This is a genomic window from Candidatus Frankia alpina, from assembly GCF_902806485.1.
GTDB lineage: Bacteria > Actinomycetota > Actinomycetes > Frankiales > Frankiaceae > Frankia > Frankia alpina.
The window spans coordinates 1-2,411 of the sequence record NZ_CADCWT010000412.1 but is presented as its reverse complement, the minus strand read 5'-3'; the positions used below and the strand labels follow the sequence as shown (position 1 = coordinate 2,411).

Annotated in this window: 1 protein-coding gene; it reads right to left on the bottom strand. The window is 65.3% G+C overall.

Annotated elements, in window-relative coordinates:
- Positions 1-1,953 precede the first annotated feature (1,953 nt).
- Positions 1,954-2,411, bottom strand: a 458-nt coding sequence (locus G6R25_RS23390; protein WP_163554589.1) for a cytochrome P450, incomplete at its 5' end; no start/stop codon positions are given.

Sequence of the window (2,411 nt, the reverse complement as noted above, 5' to 3'; positions counted from 1 at the left end):
AACAGTCGGCTGGCTGTCGCATCCCTCGAGGCGATGGTCTGCCCCACCGGATCGGAGCCCGGTCTGCGCCGTCCGATCTGGGGTCGTGGATACCTCCGATTGGCCCGGGTGCAGCCTGGGAAACCGCGGGTTGCAGTTTCCTGGGAGTTTCCTGGAGGAAACCGCTCTGACCTGCAGGTTTCCAAGTTTCCTGGTTTCCCGGTGGGGGCCCTACGCGTGCGCGCGCGAGGAAACCCGGTTGCAACCCTGCTCAGGCCCACCGCTGGAGCCCCCCCACTGACATCCAGTTCTTCGCCCCGCTGGGACCGGGGAGGACACGCCAACGCCCCGCCGAGGACAGGCCTGGCGGGGCGTTAGACGACCGAACAAGATCAGCCGATGGTGTTAGTCAACGTTGTCGTCGACACCCCTCAAGTTGATCTCCTGCATGGGGCCGGCCTCCGTCCCTTCCTCGTCATCGCCGACGATGTCTTCATCTGCGGTCTCCTCCTCGGGGGGGGAAACCACGAGAGGCGCAGAGGCCCGTGTAGGTGGACGTCCAGATTCCCTTCGCCAAGGAGGGGGCGTAAGCGCCAGTGGTCACCTTCCCCGACTGACACTGAGCCGCCGCGCGGGCCCTGGCCTGCTGGCTCGCCGCGATGAGGGTTGAGCCTGTGCCAGTAGCCGTCACGGCCGCCCCGTCCGGGAGGGTGCCCGCGGCGAACGAGGTGCCTCCCACGGCGAACAGGGTGCCGCCGATGACAACGGCTGCGGTCAGGGTCTTTGCTGCCCGAGTTTTCACGATGAGCCTCTCGTCCAAGCCCCCGGCGTCGACCTGCATGCCCTGATCAGGTCGATGAACTTTTCCTGATCATGGTGGACCATCGTCTCATCGCCGGGGTGCCAGTGCCCCGCCGATGGCCAGTTCCACGAAGTACTCGACACCTCCAGGCACGATCAGCCGAGGGTGCTAGTCAATCGCGAAGGCATCGGGCACCCTCCGATCCGGGGTCACGCAGGCCGGTTGCACCCCAGGAAACCGCGGGTTGCAGTTTCCTGGGAGTTTCCTGGGCGCAACCGCCTCTGACCTGCAGGTTTCCACGTTTCCAGGTTTCCTGGCCGGGGGCCCTACGCGTACGCGCCCGAGGAAACGCCAGTTTCCAGCCCCGCTGCAACCCGGCCCGGACGCCCCGCAGGACCCCCCCTGGGTCCGGCGGCCGACATGCCAACGCCCCGCCGAGGACGGTCCCGGCGGGGCGTCAGACGACCCCGACAAGATTGGCCAAGGTTTCCCGGCCCACGCCTCGTGCGCTTCCAACCCAGACTGCTCTGTCACTCTGCGCTGCACTTGCCACGCACTTGCCACTGAAGGTGGCCGTCCACCTTCCGCTCGAGTACTGAAATTTAGAAGAAGAGCCTGTGGCGGCCCCTGTCTGACACAGACTCGCCGCCTGGGACTTGGCGGACGCCTTCGCCTCAGCAAGGGTGGCGCCTGTACCGGTGGCCGTCACGGCCGCCCCATTCGGGAGGGTGCCCGCGGCGAACGAGGTGCCTCCCACGGCGAACAGGGTGCCGCCGATGACAACGGCTGCGGTCAGGGCCTTTGCTGCCCGAGTCTTCACGATGAGCCTCTCGTCCAAGCCGGCGGCGTCGACCTGCACGCCATGATCAGGTGAATGAACTTTTCCTGTCCCGGTTTCCGCGTGGGGGCCCTACGCGTGCGCGCGAGGAACCCCGGTTTCCACCGGGTTGCGACCCTGCTCGGAGGCGAACTCGGTCGTCACCTGACGACCGAGGCGGTCAGGCGGGTGCTGGCCGCGGCCAGTCGCAAGGAAGGTTCAGAACTTACCCCCGGGAGGGTTGGGTGACGCAGTCTGCGTCGGGCCCGCGGTCCGGGGTGGCGCATATCCCGGACCGATGATCTGCGCGGAAACGGGAGGGACAGGCGCCGGCGTGACGTGCCGGTCAGTTACTTTACGCGACTCGCAGCGGCAGCGCCTCCAGACCCCGCATCAATAGGCTATGCCGATACCTCAATTGTCCGTCCGGTACCGCCAAATCGATCCTGGGATACTGTGCCAGGAGGTCACGGAATGCCACTTCTGCCTCTTGCCTGGCCAGCGCCGCGCCTAGGCAGTAGTGAATACCGTGCCCGAACGAGATGTGACGGGTCCGGGAACGGGTAAGATTTAAGCGGTCCGCTTCGGCGAACCGGTCATGATCCCGGTTCGCCGAAGCCAATGCTACAAGCACGAATTCATCGGCAGGAATCTCCACTGCACCAATCGTAACCCGCCGTGTAGTAAAACGTAATGTTGCCATGTTCACCGGGCTGTCGAAGCGTAGGAACTCCTCTACCGCCGCGGGCAACAATCTGGAATCGGCACGCAGAATATCCATCTGATCCGGATTGCGCAGCAGAGCCAACATAC